The sequence below is a fragment of the Acinetobacter sp. B-6 genome, assembly GCF_056930735.1.
In genome coordinates, this window is the sequence record NZ_JBXPBY010000007.1 from 38,678 (window position 1) to 54,574 (window position 15,897).

15 protein-coding genes are annotated in these 15,897 nt (G+C 37.8%); 6 read left to right on the plus strand and 9 right to left on the minus strand.

The window, feature by feature from the left end; genetic code table 11:
• Positions 1-28: 28 nt before the first annotated feature.
• Positions 29-1,024: a glycosyl transferase family protein gene (locus AC1Z3T_RS09885; protein WP_479734206.1), complete on the plus strand. Its 996-nt coding sequence runs from the start codon at positions 29-31 to the stop codon at positions 1,022-1,024.
• A gap of 27 nt (positions 1,025-1,051) precedes the next feature.
• Here AC1Z3T_RS09885 and AC1Z3T_RS09890 read toward each other — a convergent pair whose 3' ends face one another.
• The 3 genes from AC1Z3T_RS09890 to AC1Z3T_RS09900 form a co-directional block, all read right to left on the minus strand.
• Positions 1,052-1,498: a hypothetical protein gene (locus AC1Z3T_RS09890; protein ID WP_483396608.1), complete on the minus strand. Its 447-nt coding sequence runs from the start codon at positions 1,496-1,498 to the stop codon at positions 1,052-1,054.
• 190 nt (positions 1,499-1,688) lie between these two features.
• On the minus strand, positions 1,689-1,955 hold the full coding sequence (locus tag AC1Z3T_RS09895; RefSeq protein ID WP_483396609.1) for a YeaC family protein: 267 nt from the start codon (positions 1,953-1,955) through the stop codon (positions 1,689-1,691).
• Between the two features lie 2 nt (positions 1,956-1,957).
• A complete protein-coding gene (locus AC1Z3T_RS09900; RefSeq protein WP_004831522.1) occupies positions 1,958-2,896 on the minus strand; it encodes an NAD(+) kinase in 939 nt (312 codons plus the stop codon).
• Between the two features lie 158 nt (positions 2,897-3,054).
• Between AC1Z3T_RS09900 and mrcB the strand changes: the two genes are divergently transcribed.
• Positions 3,055-5,448, plus strand: coding sequence for a penicillin-binding protein 1B (mrcB, locus tag AC1Z3T_RS09905; RefSeq protein ID WP_004831524.1), 2,394 nt, complete (start codon positions 3,055-3,057; stop codon positions 5,446-5,448).
• 53 nt (positions 5,449-5,501) lie between these two features.
• Positions 5,502-6,086: a tetratricopeptide repeat protein gene (locus AC1Z3T_RS09910; protein ID WP_004831525.1), complete on the plus strand. Its 585-nt coding sequence runs from the start codon at positions 5,502-5,504 to the stop codon at positions 6,084-6,086.
• A 445-nt stretch (positions 6,087-6,531) separates the two neighbouring features.
• On the opposite strand, the gene AC1Z3T_RS09915 is transcribed toward AC1Z3T_RS09910, so the two are convergent.
• Entirely contained in the window at positions 6,532-7,485 is a 954-nt protein-coding gene (locus tag AC1Z3T_RS09915) for an NUDIX domain-containing protein (RefSeq protein WP_483396610.1), read from the minus strand.
• Positions 7,486-7,625: 140 nt separating this feature from the next.
• Between AC1Z3T_RS09915 and hemP the strand changes: the two genes are divergently transcribed.
• A complete protein-coding gene (gene hemP / locus AC1Z3T_RS09920) occupies positions 7,626-7,796 on the plus strand; it encodes a hemin uptake protein HemP (RefSeq protein ID WP_004721884.1) in 171 nt (56 codons plus the stop codon).
• 209 nt (positions 7,797-8,005) lie between these two features.
• Here hemP and AC1Z3T_RS09925 read toward each other — a convergent pair whose 3' ends face one another.
• From AC1Z3T_RS09925 to tfpB, 4 genes are all read right to left on the minus strand, one after another.
• Positions 8,006-9,340: a sensor histidine kinase gene (locus AC1Z3T_RS09925; RefSeq protein ID WP_483396611.1), complete on the minus strand. Its 1,335-nt coding sequence runs from the start codon at positions 9,338-9,340 to the stop codon at positions 8,006-8,008.
• Positions 9,341-9,382: 42 nt separating this feature from the next.
• Positions 9,383-10,048, minus strand: a complete 666-nt coding sequence (locus AC1Z3T_RS09930; RefSeq protein WP_004831528.1) for a response regulator transcription factor — start codon at positions 10,046-10,048, stop codon at positions 9,383-9,385.
• A 145-nt stretch (positions 10,049-10,193) separates the two neighbouring features.
• The gene (locus AC1Z3T_RS09935) at positions 10,194-10,553 is read right to left on the minus strand and encodes a NirD/YgiW/YdeI family stress tolerance protein (RefSeq protein WP_483396612.1); all 360 of its coding nucleotides are present in this window, start codon (positions 10,551-10,553) and stop codon (positions 10,194-10,196) included.
• A gap of 108 nt (positions 10,554-10,661) precedes the next feature.
• On the minus strand, positions 10,662-12,419 hold the full coding sequence (gene tfpB, locus AC1Z3T_RS09940; protein WP_151797439.1) for a type IV pilus assembly ATPase TfpB: 1,758 nt from the start codon (positions 12,417-12,419) through the stop codon (positions 10,662-10,664).
• A 170-nt stretch (positions 12,420-12,589) separates the two neighbouring features.
• Between tfpB and AC1Z3T_RS09945 the strand changes: the two genes are divergently transcribed.
• Entirely contained in the window at positions 12,590-13,873 is a 1,284-nt protein-coding gene (locus AC1Z3T_RS09945) for an MgtC/SapB family protein (RefSeq protein WP_042085175.1), read from the plus strand.
• A gap of 273 nt (positions 13,874-14,146) precedes the next feature.
• Positions 14,147-15,118, plus strand: coding sequence for a hypothetical protein (locus tag AC1Z3T_RS09950; protein ID WP_483396613.1), 972 nt, complete (start codon positions 14,147-14,149; stop codon positions 15,116-15,118).
• 94 nt (positions 15,119-15,212) lie between these two features.
• Here the strand turns inward: AC1Z3T_RS09950 and AC1Z3T_RS09955 are convergent, their stop codons facing one another.
• Positions 15,213-15,845 (minus strand): hypothetical protein, encoded by a 633-nt coding sequence (locus tag AC1Z3T_RS09955; RefSeq protein ID WP_058970562.1) that lies wholly within the window; start codon positions 15,843-15,845, stop codon positions 15,213-15,215.
• Positions 15,846-15,897: the final 52 nt, after the last annotated feature.

Consider the following 15,897-nt stretch of genomic DNA (forward strand, 5'->3'; position numbering starts at 1 on the left):
TGTTTCTTCGGCTTATGACTGCATCCATATGAATACCAAACGCAATCTTTATAAAGACTTTGAACATCCTTTTGCGCAGTTTGTGCGAATCATTGGTAAAGGAAAAAATGGTGCACGATCATTAACTTATGATGAAGCTTATCAAGCTTTTTCGATGATTTTAAAAAATGAAGTGCTTGATGTACAACTAGGTGCATTCTTGATGCTACTTCGTGTTAAAGAAGAATCTGTAGATGAACTCACTGGCTTTGTCCAAGCGACCAAAGACCAATTGAACTTCCAAGCACTTTCTGTGGATTTAGACTGGTCATCTTATGCAGGGAAACGCAAACATTATCCATGGTTTTTGTTGGCAGCTCTGACACTGGCTAAACACGGTTATAAGATCGTCATGCACGGCGCTGCTGGGCATACTATGAATCGTGTTTATACCGAACAAGTTTTAGCGTATTTAGGATTTCCAATTTGCCAAAATGAAACTGAAGTCAAACAACAGTTAGAGACTCAAAATTTTGCTTATTTGCCTTTGGATGTAATCTCACCAATTTTAGCGGATTTGATCAATCTCAGAAATGTCATGGGATTACGCTCTCCAATACATACTCTTGCTCGCCTAATCAACCCGTTCAATGCCAAAGCCACCATGCAAGCTATTTTTCACCCTGCTTATCGTAGCTCACATCAACAGGCAGCTTTTCAACTGGGTTATCAAAACAGCGCAGTGATTAAAGGTGAAGGTGGCGAGTTTGAGCGAAACCCTGATGCAAAAACGCTGATTTGTGGTATCCAAGATGGTGAACTCTATGAATATGAATTACCAAAATTAACGGATAATCGTAGTCCAATAGAAGAACAACTGGATCTGTCTATGTTTAAAGCTGTTTGGGAAGGTCAACAAACACATGACTATGGCGAGATTGCCGTTACCGAAACGATGGGGATTGCTTTATATACCATGGGTGTTGTAAATAACTATTCTGAAGCCATGAGTAAAGCTCAATATCTTTGGAACACACGTTTCTAAATTGAAGTTTCTACTAAAGCGTGATGATCAATGATCACGCTTTTGTATAAAATAAAAATCAGACCAATAGGGATAACTTTTCCCTGAAGAATGAATATTGAGGAGTTGCAACTGATCACCGATTTGGATCACGTTTTTATTCTGTATATGTGGTCCAGATAAATATGCATCTTTTTGCTGGCCAATCAGCTTTGAACAATATAAATGGTGCGTTTTTATTTTTTTTGAAGAGTCAGCTGTATAAGCATTATCAACTTTTATACCAATTAATAGCATCGGATAACCATCATTTTTAATTGATGTATATTGTGTGACTGGCGTTTGGAAATTTTGACTTGCAATCACAGTCACATCTAATAAGCATTGAATAGGACTTGCACCACTTGTTTGTTCAGCGAATGAGCTGGTGGAAATTGCAGTGATGAAGATTAGACTGAGATGAACAAGCTTTATTGTTTTGAGCAGCTTTAGCACTTTAACCTCTATATTTTTAAGATTTTTTATCTTTCTAAATATCTTTGTCGCCTTTTTACATATTTCTGATTTTTAACGTATTGATCGTTTTATACACATCATCATTGCAGCAGCTTAAATATTATTTTTTTTATTGAGTATTTGAACCATAAAGTAAGGCTACTTTATGGTTCAAAGGTTTTTTACACAGCTAGATAAAACGAATTGGTTTAAATTCTGGTTCAGGAACATGTGCGTCACATTCCTCACCCTCTTCTTTATGACCTTTATCAATATAACCCGTACGTTCTTTTTCAGGAACATTTTGATGTTCCCAAGCGATTACCGCTTGCATACAAGTTTGACGCTGCTCAGCAGTCAGTGCCACACCATTTGGCCATTTCCCAATTTCTACTGCTGTTTTTAATCGTTCAACGATATCAGCATCTAAAATAGAAAGCATCTGTTCAATATTCATGGTCAATCCCGCTGAAAAGAATCAAAATCTTGATTCCAACCAAGTTTAGTACGACAAGCCATATAGAAGTCATAACCTGGCGGATGTAAAAGTATTAGTTTGAATGGATGTTTGCGAATATGCAAACTATCCCCAACATTTAATGAAACACTGTGTTGTCCATCGGCACTCACCATCGGCAATACACGGTTTTCACGGATCAGTATCTTAATTTCACTCTGCCCACCCACAACGATTGGACGCGAAGACAAGGTATGTGGATGCATCGGAACCAAAGCAATCGCATCCATACTTGGATGGAGAATCGGTCCCCCACCCGATAATGCATATGCTGTCGAACCTGTGGGCGTAGACACAATTAAACCATCACTGTGCTGGCGATAAACATATTGCCCATCAATATTCAGTTCGAAATCGATCATATGTACAGACTTACCTGAATGTAGCACCACATCATTCAAAGCAATTGCATCGTAAATCGTTTCATTTTTACTGCGAATTTCAATTTCAAGTAAGAAACGGCGATCAAGTTGAAATTCACCTTTTAAGACTTGGTCGAGCTTAAAAATCACTTCAGTTGGTTTAATATCCGTTAAAAAGCCGAGTCGACCACGGTTGACACCTAATACGGGAATATTATATTTCACCAATGCACGTGCTGCATGTAATAAGGAGCCATCGCCACCAACAACAATGACTAAATCTACAACCTCACCGAGTAAATTCTTACTGACAGTTTGAGTATTGGTATAGGGGACAAGTTCTGCTGTTGCGGTATCAAAAACCGGATGTAAACCTAAACTCAATAAATGATCGTGTATAAGGCAAAGCGTATCAACCACAGAAGATTTATCTGGTCTTCCAATCAAACCAATGTTACGAAAGGTCTTTGGTGAAATCTGCACAGGTGCTTTAGCTCCACTGAAATTCTGAGATATCATAGCACTTTCAGAATATGTTTATAAAATCATTCATCAACGAAAAATAACAAGAATACCCAAAAAGGCTTTAAATTTGTGTATTTCACAGATTTATTATTGCAAATTTAAGAAAAGCTTCGCATGATTAGCGAAAATAAATTGGGTTTTATTATCTGTATATGAAGAACGAACGTGGTATAGGCTTGATTGCACTGATTTTTTGTGTATTGGTCATTGCAGCATTTTTTGCATTTAGTATCTACTTAATTCGACTCGACAATGTTATTCGGGACAAGTTCGAAGGAAACCGCTGGGACATTCCTGCGAAAGTATTTGCGCGACCATTAGAAATATATGCAACTGCGCCTATTGCACAAACAGAATTTGAACAAGAGCTTAAACTGTTGGGTTATAAAAACAGTGACAGTTATACCAAGTCTGGAACATATATCAGCCAACCCAATTCTGTCTATGTTCATACACGAGGCTTCGACTTTGGCGACAGCGTTGACCCAGAACAAGTTTTACAAGTGACCTTTGCTGGAGATACAGTTTCTGATGTTAAAGCCACCAAGCCAACCAATACTGGAATTGCACGTTTAGAACCGATGTTGATTGGTGGAATCTATCCGCAACATAATGAAGACCGTGTATTGATTAAACTCAACAAGGTTCCAAAACCTTTGATCGAAGCATTAATTGCAACCGAAGATCGTAACTTTTATCGTCATCACGGGATATCTTTCCGTGGTACCGCACGTGCGCTGGTCAGTAATGTGACAGGCGGAAAGCGTCAAGGTGGTTCAACACTCACTCAACAATTGGTGAAGAACTTTTTCTTAACCCCTGAAAAAACCTTGAAACGTAAAGTCAATGAAGCACTCATGTCTCTTTTATTAGAGCTTCATTATAGTAAAGATGAAATTCTTGAAGCCTATTTAAATGAAGTAAACTTGGGGCAAAGCGGGAATTATTCGGTCAATGGTTATGGTTTAGCTTCACAGTTCTATTTTGGATTACCACTCAGTGAACTAAATATTTCACAGCAGGCTTATTTAGTTGGTTTGGTACAAGGACCTACCCTGTTTAATCCTTGGAAAAATCCTGAAGGGGCAAAAAAGCGTCGAGATATTGTCTTGAACAATATGTTGGTGATGGGCTACTTAGATCAAGCACAATATGAAAAAGAAATTTCGCGTCCATTGAATGTTGTACGTAAACCAACGCTAGGAACCGCGAAGTTCCCAGACTTTCTCGATATTGTACGTCGTCAACTTAAAACAGAATATCAAGAGTCTGACCTAACCAATCAAGGTTTGAGAATCTTCACAACACTCGATCCAATTGCGCAAACCAAAGTTCAAAATAGCTTTAGAGATACTGTGACTCGATTAGCCAATGCCAATCCATCACGTTTAAAAGACTTACAGGGTGCTGTTTTAGTCACGCGCCCTGAGAATGGTGAATTGATTGCTGCTGTAGGTTCTACACAAGACTTTACTGGTTTTAACCGTACCGTTGATGCCAAGCGTCAAGTAGGTTCTTTGCTCAAACCTGTAATCTATTTAAGTGCTCTGGAGTCAGGGCGATACAATTGGGCATCTCAAATCGAAGATGCGCCGATTAGTTTACCTGTCAATGGCAACCAATCGTGGACACCGAAAAACTATAGTGGTTCTGGTCATGGTTATGTTCCTTTAGCACAAGCACTTGCAAACTCATATAACCTGTCAGCTGTTCGTCTGGGTAATGAATTTGGTATCTCAACATTTAGCAATAATCTGACTAAATTTGGCGTGACCTCTAAAATCCCGAATTATCCATCGATTTTCCTCGGTGCAGTTGATATGTCACCGATGGAAGTAATGAGTATTTATGGCAACTTTGCAACGGGTGGATTTAAATATCCTACTAAAGCCATTCGTACTGTGGTTGATTCAAATGGTCGTCTTCTAGAGCGTTTCGGCTTAAACGTTCAGCAAACCATAGATCCTTCTGCTGCATTCTTATTGAACTATGGTTTACAGCAAGTCATGTCATCGGGTACAGGTAAAGCGGCTTACAATAGCTTACCAGCTGATCTTAAACTTGCGGGTAAATCAGGGACAACCAATGATACTCGTGATTCATGGTTCGCAGGATACTCGGGTAACAACTTAGCTGTCGTGTGGCTCGGATTAGACAATAATAAAATCACTGGGTTGACAGGTTCATCAGGCGCATTGCCTGTCTGGATTAATGTGATGAAACAGTTACGTCAAAAACCTGTGAATTTGCGACAAACAGATGATATTGCATGGCAATGGATTGATTCACGTACTGGCGAATTGTCTGCCCAAGGCTGTGAAGGTGCAATGTATATTCCACTATTACGTCATACTGTGCCAAATCGTGCGACTGAATGCGGTATGCCACATTACCAAGTGGACCCACAATACGTACCCGATACACAACAAAACGCTTCGCAAACACAGTCTGGTGATAGTATTGACAACTACATTCGTGAGAGTGAAGACAGTATGGAACAGGACTCAAGAGGTCGTATGATTTCAAGTGGGAGTTACAACAACTAAATCCTCTCACTTTGTAGGTAAAGATGGAATGGCTTTTTGAATAGGAATGAATGATGAATCGTAATGTGACCAAGACCACTTATCTAATAAGTTTAATGGGAATATTGGCTTTAGCTGGTTGTCAAACAACACCACAACACACCAAGCCACCAACAAAACCTGTCGAAAAGCCAGATACATCACAGCAAAAAAATAATGTTCCAACGCCTGATGGTGTAAAGATTACACCTTATGAGCGACCTGAAATCAAACGTGAAAAAGTCCCTACTGTCATCGTGCCTCAACAAAAAGCCCAAACTCAAAAATTTGAGGATGGGCAAAATATTCCTGCCTTTAAGCAATTGATGCAACAAGCTCAAACTGCTTATCAAAAACAGCAATGGGATGAAGCAGAACGCTTTGCCTTACATGCGCAACGTTTAGCCCCGCAATCCGCAGAAGTTTTTTCTTATTTGGCGAGAATCGCCCAACAAAAAAAGCAATATGCAAACGCTGAGTCCTTAGCACGCCGTGGATTAAGTTATGCTCAAACAACTGCACAAAAGAAAGTGTTTTGGAATACGATTTTACAGTCAGCACAACAATTGAAAAATCAAAAGACTGTTGCAGAAGCATCTAAGCAACTGCAAAGCCTCTAAGTTCAAAGTTGAAAAGTGTAGTTTATGTGAGTTCGACGCAACTACACCTTTAGCTTATTAAAAAAACAATGTTCTTAGCGGAGTCTTGCCTCAAATAGTTGGAGATGAGATTTCCGAGTATCGTATTTCACCAAAAATTTTATATAAAATTCAAGTTGAAAATAGAATAGATTTTGCTTTTTCACGAGCCAATTTCACCCAATATTGCTATTGTAGCTGGGAGCATGGTTGCCACCGTTGGTCAAGGGTGATATGGATATCCCCTTTGATCAACGAAAGATTTTTGTTACTTTTCATCTCTAAAAAGTAAGGCATCGACTACGCAAATCAATGAAAACTTTTATCAAAATATGAGGCTATGAAAATGCCTTATTTATACGATACAAACTCTCAATAATGATATGGATTGGTTTAACTTACTTTTGATGTTTGGTATGAGTTCAAGTTAAAACTGGCTAATCCCTGCAATACCATAAGCACCATAGTGTTGTGCAATGCTTAAATCAGTAGGGCTTAACCCTCCCAATGCGAATACAGGTAAATCACTGCTTTTGGCATATTGCGCAAACTGTTCCCATCCCAAAGTATGTGCATCTGGGTGTGTTGTAGTTGGTAGAACAGGGCTAAGAATCACCGCATCGAATCCCAAGCTGTGCGCACGTTGTAAAGACACTAAATCATGACATGCTGCGATACAACGCACGCCTAAGGGCAATTGCCCCATTTGCAAATCCATCACCTGTTGTTGTTTATAATGCACAGCAGCAACCCTTTTTTGAAAAGATTCTGGCAATTGTATCCAAATATCAACATTGATGATCAATCGTGACAGATCATGCAGGTTTAACTGCTGGACTTGTTCTACAGCTGATGTGAGTAATTCAGTGCGATAATAAAACAGTGGTTGTGCTGAACCTTCATTCAGATTACTTTCATTCAGGGTATTAGCATTCACTACACTTTGTTGGTTTCGACATAATTCGCTCAAATCCTCAGAAATTTTAATGTGATGATTCCAAAATAAACGCTGAATGATCGAATGATTGGCTTTAGGGAAATTCAGCCCTAAAAGTTGATCACGGCTGTACCATGTCCATGGTTTTTGAATATCTGCTAAATATTGCTCATTCACAGTGGCATGAAATAGATGCAAAAATACTTCGACATCATCATATTCATGATGAATCACATCAAAAGCATGCCATTGCTGAATGCCAATCCCCACTTCTTCAAAAATTTCTCGACGACATGCTTCAACAGGTGTTTCCCCTGCTTCAATCTTCCCTCCTGGAAACTCATATTTATTGCCTTGATGTTGGTCAGCATTGCGCCATCCTACAAGGACTTTCCCTCGAAACAGTAATAAAGCAATCGCCACATGAACACTGGGTTTAGACATAGAAATAGAGCCCTGAAGTTTTAATCAATTGTAAGCAAATATAGATTTTTTATAAATGATAAAAATTATCGTTGACAGATCTATTCGATAATGATTATCATTTAAATCACTTAGACAACACCCCACTCGGAGTCAGAATAATGAACGCACCATTTAGCCTATTTACACGTAACACCGAAGCTCACCAATCTCTTCCAATGTTACACTCAAACAACTTATTTGCATTAGGACGCGAAATTCGCATTATGCATGCTGGTGAAGAATATCGTTTACGCTTAACCCGTAATAATCGTCTAATTTTGACTAAATAACGATAAAAACAACTGATTTAAAACAAAAAACGTGGGAACAAGCAGTATGAATCAGCGCATACTGCTTTTTAAGTTTTGGCTGAACAATTTATAAAAGATCATGTAAATAGAGTTATTTGATACACAACTCGATGACCAAATAATGTCATTCATCATTTCTCTATCACTACTCAATTTATAGCGAATATTGTTGTCGTTTCTTTCTGAATCTAAGGTAGATATAAACGAATTTTTAAGCCACCGTATTTGGAAGCACTAAAATCAATTTTCCCCTGATGCAGCTCGATTACAGTTTTACAAATGGATAAGCCTAGACCTGAACCTTGTGTTTGAGTTCCTAAAGCACGAAAGAAACGCTCCCCTAAACGAGCAATAACCTCTTCTGAAACTCCCTCACCATCATTTTGAATTTCAAATAATTTCCAACCTTCAAAATGACCAAGATCAATATAAATATTGCCCTGCTGAGGTGTGTATCGAATTGCATTATCAATTAAATTGCGGATGCAAATAAACATTAATTCTTCATTTACATCGACATTTGCATCTTCACTTTGAATATGAAGTTGGACTTGTTTCTCATCTATAAATGTCTCTAAGGCAGATAAAACACCATGAGTCATCTTTTCCAAGCTGACCCAAGTTTTAGGTAAATCACTTTTATCTGTAGGATCTAATCTGGCGAGTAACAATAAATTTTCAAGTACTTGTGTGCCTCGAAATACATCATTTTGGATTAGGCTTAATTGATGACGAATTTCAGGCACTTCAGCATATTTACGTTGTAGCAACTGTAAACGCATATGTATTGCTGATAATGGTGAACGCAGCTCATGTGATGCATCTGCGGTAAACCTTTGTTCTGCGACTAATGCCTGTTCCAGTCGAATAAACATCTGATTAAGCTGATTAACCATCGGTTGTAGTTCTTTAAATTCAGGTTGAGGCTGTTGAATCAAGCTTAAGTCATTTACATTTTTCTCAGCAATTTCTGTTGAAAGCGATTGAATTGATCTAAATTGTTTTTTGACTGAAAAATGTAAAATCAACCATTGGATCGCCCATAAACTCAGTAAAATTAAAAAATAGCTGATTAAGCTTTGCGACAGATCTTTAAAGCGCTCACTCAACGGTTGGATCACATAGACACTTAACCCTGAATCGGGATTTTTTGCATGATAGCTTCGCCAAAGTTGATGATTTGACCAAATAAAATCATAAGCACTGTCTTGATCAGTTATCTTGGCGCGACTGCTTATGCCTAACTCAAACTCTGGGGATTGTGTTAAAAGTTCATCTCCATTCATCAATTGATATTGAATATCAAATTCATCACTGAGCTCATCCAATTGAAAACCTGATGTAGTACTCAAATCTGAAATCAGCAGCATATCTGAAATTTCATCCATGATTTGATCTTGAACATCCATGTTGTGGTAAATAGACAATGCGATGAGTAAGAGCAAAGCAAATAGACCCGCCACAATTGAACTCAACATGGATGTTTTAATCAATTTATGCTGTAGCGAGATGGCTTGGCTCATAGATACCCTATTGAAATCATTTAAAATGGATCAACACACTGCTTATTCTTGTGGTGTATTCATTCGATAACCTAATCCTCGTATCGTTTTTATCAAATGATTTCCGATCTTTTTTCGTAGTTGATAGATATAAACTTCAATCGCATTGCTTTCAATTTCATCACCCCATGCATATAAAGATGCTTCTAATTGTTCACGAGTCACAATATGTTCAGGCTTTTGCATCAGTTTATATAAAATTTGAAATTCTTTTGCTGTTAATGCAATGGCTTGTTGGTCTTGAAAAACTGTTTTTGCCTGAGTGTCTAAAATCAAATTGGCATATTTGATTTCATGTAAATTTGTAGTTTGTGTTTGTCTGAGCTGAGCACGTATTCGTGCTGATAGTTCTTCAAGACTAAAAGGTTTGACCAGATAATCATTTGCACCTAAATCCAAACCTTGTACACGATCTTGAATAGTATCTCGTGCTGTTAGAAAAATTACTGGTGTGTCAGGATATTGCTTTTTTAATCGCTGTAAAATCTCATCTCCTGTCGCCTTTGGTAAACCTCGATCAAGCAAAATGCAATCATATTCATGCTGTTCTATGGCTAAAATGGCGTGATCACCTCGCTCAACCCAATCGACATTATAGCCATCCATTTCCAACCAAGATTGGATACTTTCAGCTTGTGAGCGGTCATCTTCTGCAAGCAATATTCGCATTATCTACCCTCTTTCATCCATATCTAAAAATCATCGCTATTGGGTTGATGGCAATATAATGACGACAAAGATGAGATGCCAATGCATCTCATCTTTGTCGCAAGTTCAATTTTGAATCAAAAATAAGTGATTTTAAACGAAAGCATTAAAAATTCACTGCATCAACATCAATTTCGACTCGCTTGGTTGGCTTGTAGTCGATATCAACTTCACCGATTAAAGTAACTGTAGTATTTGGGGCAATCGGTTTACCTTGCCATAATTCATCATCAATATCGACCGTGATTGTTCCAGTGTTATCACGGAATTGATATTTTTCATCACCAATCGCTTTTACCACATTGCCACGTAACTGTACTTTTGTATCATCTTTTAGGGTTAATGCATTTTTCACAGTGGTTAAATTGGGTGTTAAAGCAGACTGATTCACTGCTGTATTTGCTGAAGCAAAAGAAGTTGCACCAATTAAGCTGATTGCAAGCAATGTTTTAGAAATTAGTTTCATCGTTGACCTCATCAATGTTGATCGTTTCAATAAAGCCATTAAAACAAATCAACATGAGGTGAATCTTAGGATGTCTTTATTTCCAATTTTTTGATGCAAAGCTAAGAATTAATTCAAAGGTACCACTCTTAACACTTCCTCTAAAGTCGTTACACCCTCTAAAACTTTACGCGCGCCTGCTATTCTTAAGGGTTCAATCCCTTCTTTCTTGGCTTGCATTCTAAGATCATCTAAGGTTGCATTGGCGCTGATACGCTGTTTTGCCTCTAAGCTGATCGGCATAAACTCATAAATACCAACACGACCTTTATACCCCGTTTGACGACATTCTTCACAACCAACCGCTTTAAAAATAAAATCAGGTGTTTTGGTTTGATAACCAAAGGTTAAATGTTTCCATTCTTGCTCATTGATAAAGGTTTCTTGCTTACAATGTGGACAGAGCTTTCGCACCAAACGTTGAGCAAGCACGCCCAGTATTGTTGCGGCTGTTAAGAATGGTTGTACACCTAGATCATGCAAACGGGTCAAACTTGATGGTGCATCATTGGTATGCAAAGTTGAAAGCACCAAATGACCAGTCAAAGCAGCTTGAATTGCCATATTTGCAGTGTCTTGATCACGAATTTCTCCGACCATAATAATGTCTGGGTCTTGTCGCATTAGCGCGCGAATACCATCTGCAAAACCTAATTCAATCCCTTGATTCACTTGCATCTGGTTAAAGCTCGGCTCTAACATTTCGATCGGGTCCTCAATGGTACAGACATTGACCTCTTCAGTAGCCAATTGCTTTAACGATGAATACAGTGTGGTTGTTTTACCCGAACCTGTGGGTCCAGTGACCAAAATAATCCCATGACTGTGTTGGGTTAAACCCTGCCATTGTGCCAATAGATGTTCATCAAATCCCAATTGTTGAAAACTACGCACCAAAACTTCTGGATCAAAAATACGCATCACCAACTTTTCACCAAATGCAGTGGGTAATGTAGAGAGACGTAATTCAGTTTCTTGCCCTTTCGGGGTACGGGTTTTTAGACGACCATCTTGTGGTTTTCGCTTTTCTGCGACATTCATCCGCCCTAAGATTTTAATTCGTGAAATAACTGCGGTTAAGGTGTTGGCAGGCATGTTATAAATGGTATGTAAAACACCATCGATACGAAAACGAATTTTGCCCTTTTCCTTTCGTGGTTCCAAATGAATATCGCTGGCACCTTGCTCAAAGGCAAACTGTAAAACCCAATCTACCAATTTAACAATGTGTTGATCATTGGCATCCGGATTTTGCGTATCTCCCAATTGTAACAGTGCTTCTACGCCTTTATTTTCCTTATCATAAGCACTCGATTTTTGTGAATTACTCACAGCTCTGCTGACTTGGTAATACTCAGTAAGATAACGTTGTAATTGTTCTGGATTTAACACCACTTTTTCAATTTTTTTAGGGCTGAGGCTGCGTTCTAAATTATGAACCCAATCGGTCATAAAAGGCTGTGCCGTACCAATCAAAATTCGATCTGCATGGACTTCTACAGCCAAAATTTTATTTCTCAATGCAAACTCTTGAGACATGACACTGGTCAAAGACGTAACATCTGCTTTTAACGGATCAATGGTAAATAAATTCAATTGGGCCTTTTCAGCCAACCATTCTGTCAATACAGTTAGTGTCAGTCTTTTTACTGAGTCTTGAGCATCAACTAATTTAAAATTTGCGATCCACTGTAAGGGATGCCATTTTAATTGATCACGTTGCCGATGCGTGGTCTGTACCAATAATTTTTCACGTTCAGTAATTCGACCGTCTTTTAATAATTGTTCTAAACACCAAGCTGTATCGATTTCGAAATTAAATTGCATTGTTATATCCCCAAAACACAGTTTACTATAACAAAATTAACTTTTGTATTTGCTGAATTTTTTCAATTGACCGGTATATTATAGATAAGCCAAAAATAAGCTTTTGATTTAGGAATACTTTACGCTACATTGAAATTAGACAATCTATTCATGGTTCTAGGGGGAGCGCTATGAATTTAATTCCAACAATGTCATTCGATTTCAATTCTTATCATGATTTATTTACGATTATTGCGGCTGCTTTAGGTTGCGGTTTATTGATCGGATTAGAACGTGAACGCAGCAAACAACGTGAAAATCAACGTAGTTTTGCAGGTTTAAGATCATTTGCGATTTGTTCAATCTTTGGCGCTGTATGCTTTTTATTTGGTCCCTATTTTGGCATCGTGGGTGCACTAATCACAGGCGCAGTTGTAGCATACTCAATTAAAAATCAGACCGATGATCCTGGGGTTACGACTGAAATCGCCTTTATTCTGACCTACTTTATTGGTGGAATGTGTCTGTGGAATATACCATTTGCTGCGGGTTTATCTGTCATTTTGACAATCTTATTGATGACCAAACATTCTATGCATGGTATTGCAGGAAAATGGATCACCGAATCTGAATTTAGAGATGGAATCTTTCTGCTGGCATTACTACTGATTGCACTTCCTCTTACCCCGAATAAACCATTGTGGGGTTCAGTTCTTAATCCCTATGTAATTTTAAAGTTACTTACTTTAATTCTGGCTGTGCAAGCACTGGCACATATTGCCAAACGATTATTGTCCACAAAAAATGCTTTGCTTCTGTCTTCTCTAGCATCGGGCTTTGTATCCAGTACGGCAACGGTTGCCAGTTTAGGATTAGAAGTCCGTAACGGACGTGCTGATGCAAAAGCCAATGCTGGTGCTGCACTCATATCATGTGTAGCGACACTATTGCAATTAATGATTATTGTCATTGGTGTAAGTATTTCTTGGTTTAAAGTGATTGTTTTACCCAGCCTCCTTGCAATCACCGTTTTGGTTATTTTTGCATTATGGCTCATGCGTAATACGCAACCGATCGAAGCGAACAAATCTACTGATAGCCGCATGTTTAGTCTTAAAGAGGCTGCAATTATTGCAGGGTCTTTAACCTTAATTCAAGCAGGTATTTATGGTTTAAACTTGTTATTGGGTGATGCAGGGCTTATTGCAGGTACACTTCTTGCGTCACTTTTTGAAATTCATGGTGCATTAGCAACCATTGTCATTCAAGGTGAACCAAGTAACGCTGTGTTATCACTTGCATTCCTGTTAGGTTTAGCTGCACATGCAGTAGCGAAATCAATAAATGCTTTGATCAGTGGTGGTGGGCGCTACGCACTTGTTTTTGCTCCAATTCAAATTTTACACATGCTGATCTTTATTGTGATTTTTATATGGGGTCTTCAACATTCGACTGCTTTTATAAATCCTTTTTAAAATAATGATTCAAGATCAATAACTCGCCTTTCTCTTATAAAGTAAGTTATAACTTTAAATATCAATATAAATCATACATCATGGTCATGTTGATTCATCTAAAAACCTACACACTGAAATGATCGATTAAAAAATGACACGACTAAAATTGATAAAAGACCGAGAAAATACTGGGCTTAAAATAAGTATTGAAAAAATAATAGGTTTCAATATCATGATAACGTGAACTTTTATACACATAAATTTTTAATATTTTATAATTTGGAATAATTCATGAAAATTAAATTACTTTCTTTTGCCATTATTTCTTCATTATTTTTGACTGCATGTGGAGGAGATTCAGATGCTGGGGATTATATCAGCAACAATGAGTCGGAGTGGTTTAGCTATGAAACTGGCGGTTCGCTTGATGATGCTTATTTGTTTAACAAAGTAAAATTTAGCTTTAGAAATAAGCAAATGTATATCGATGGTGAATATAAGGTAGATGGCTCAACCCAGTTCACTGCATCCGATCTTTTAAGCCAATATTTAGCATCTGATGGATTGTATGATGCAACTAAGAGTAAAACGGATTTGGGCTATCAAAATGCCACGCTTAAATCGAAATCAGCAACTGTTTGGACATTTACACCCTATTCAACACGCAACTATAAGCAATTGGAATTAACTGAAAAATTTGAAACTGTTAATCTAACGGGTAAATTAATTAGCCCATATATCAATGGCTTTGATCATTTTGCTGGTTCAAACAGTGCATTAAGCGATGCAATGGGACCATATCCTGCTTATTACGTCAAAAAGCTACAAGGCAAAACTTTTCCAACAGGTTCAACGTGTTTAAGATCAATATCTTCTTCAACCAATACTACTTTTGCTGATCTTTATTCTAATGATCCTATCATAGGCTATAACCCGTCAAAATATTTTCAAAATGGTTATATTCAAGCAAAACTGGGCAATTTTAGCTTAGATTTATCTCGTGATATTCAACCGAACAGACATATTGCTGCTGTCGCTAAAATTGGCTCAGACTATTATCAAGCCGCTTATTATACTGCTGGTGACTATGAAGTCCTTGCAGATAAAATTCAGCAGTATGAGCAAGATTATCAAGACGCTGTGAACCAGTTTGGGAAATACAGTATCAATGCTCAAATACAACAAGCTTATCTCAATGGTTTAAAATCTGAATGTACTTTGTTTAATACTACAGCAAGCCAAGCAATTGATGCTGTAAAATAAAACAAAGTTGTAAAAGAATAGTCCTGATTAAACAATGATTTCGTCAGGGCTTAATTTTTACTTAATTTAAAAAATCGAAACGTCTTATCATTAATTAACGATATTTTCCAAAAACTTTCCAGACTTGATTATCCGCCAAAGGATCGGCATAGCTGTCATTGCGTTGTTTACGTGGTTTTTCACGGGCATCAACCAACTCAAAATCTTTCTCAGTACCAAGTACCAACCCATTCACATAAAATCGAGTTCTGGTGTATTCGCTTTGCCCATGTTGAAAAATATAAGTACGCAAATCAATAAACTCACGATGCGCAACTAAGGCAGCCGTATCATCACTGTCCAGCCATTGGGTCATTTTACTGATTTGACTTGGCTCAAATTGCCCGCATTTTTCAATCAAAGCAGCAATACCACGAAAGGTTTTAGACTCTTTAGCACGAGTTTTATTGATACGAATTCGATCCACATGAAAGAAGAACAGGGGTAAGTTTAAATGACTCGGTAAATGAATCGCATCTAAAACCTCATCTTCCATAAAGGGTTGATAGAGTGCTTGTGCCCGTTCAATCAATCCAAGCCATTGTTTATAGTAATGCTCTACTTGTGTTTGTGGTGCATAATAAATTGGTAATCCTTCAACATGTGCAAGCTCCGTCGGCGGCCAAATATTTTGGCGTAATAATGCAATATCACTTTTTAAACTTTGTACAGCAATCGCATCTTGCATGACCTACTCCTGAAGTATTTATTATGCTTAGGCTATTTTGAGTATGCTATAG

Bases quoted from the DNA above. Each gene is read 5' to 3' on its own strand.
- AC1Z3T_RS09885 (WP_479734206.1), top strand. From the start codon at position 29: ATGAATACCAAACGCAATCTTTATAAAGACTTTGAACATCCTTTTGCG.
- AC1Z3T_RS09895 (WP_483396609.1), bottom strand. From the start codon at position 1,955: ATGAATATTGAACAGATGCTTTCTATTTTAGATGCTGATATCGTTGAA.
- AC1Z3T_RS09900 (WP_004831522.1), bottom strand. From the start codon at position 2,896: ATGATATCTCAGAATTTCAGTGGAGCTAAAGCACCTGTGCAGATTTCA.
- mrcB (WP_004831524.1), top strand. From the start codon at position 3,055: ATGAAGAACGAACGTGGTATAGGCTTGATTGCACTGATTTTTTGTGTA.
- AC1Z3T_RS09910 (WP_004831525.1), top strand. From the start codon at position 5,502: ATGAATCGTAATGTGACCAAGACCACTTATCTAATAAGTTTAATGGGA.
- AC1Z3T_RS09915 (WP_483396610.1), bottom strand. From the start codon at position 7,485: ATGTCTAAACCCAGTGTTCATGTGGCGATTGCTTTATTACTGTTTCGA.
- hemP (WP_004721884.1), top strand. From the start codon at position 7,626: ATGAACGCACCATTTAGCCTATTTACACGTAACACCGAAGCTCACCAA.
- AC1Z3T_RS09925 (WP_483396611.1), bottom strand. From the start codon at position 9,340: ATGAGCCAAGCCATCTCGCTACAGCATAAATTGATTAAAACATCCATG.
- AC1Z3T_RS09930 (WP_004831528.1), bottom strand. From the start codon at position 10,048: ATGCGAATATTGCTTGCAGAAGATGACCGCTCACAAGCTGAAAGTATC.
- AC1Z3T_RS09935 (WP_483396612.1), bottom strand. From the start codon at position 10,553: ATGAAACTAATTTCTAAAACATTGCTTGCAATCAGCTTAATTGGTGCA.
- tfpB (WP_151797439.1), bottom strand. From the start codon at position 12,419: ATGCAATTTAATTTCGAAATCGATACAGCTTGGTGTTTAGAACAATTA.
- AC1Z3T_RS09945 (WP_042085175.1), top strand. From the start codon at position 12,590: ATGAATTTAATTCCAACAATGTCATTCGATTTCAATTCTTATCATGAT.
- AC1Z3T_RS09950 (WP_483396613.1), top strand. From the start codon at position 14,147: ATGAAAATTAAATTACTTTCTTTTGCCATTATTTCTTCATTATTTTTG.
- AC1Z3T_RS09955 (WP_058970562.1), bottom strand. From the start codon at position 15,845: ATGCAAGATGCGATTGCTGTACAAAGTTTAAAAAGTGATATTGCATTA.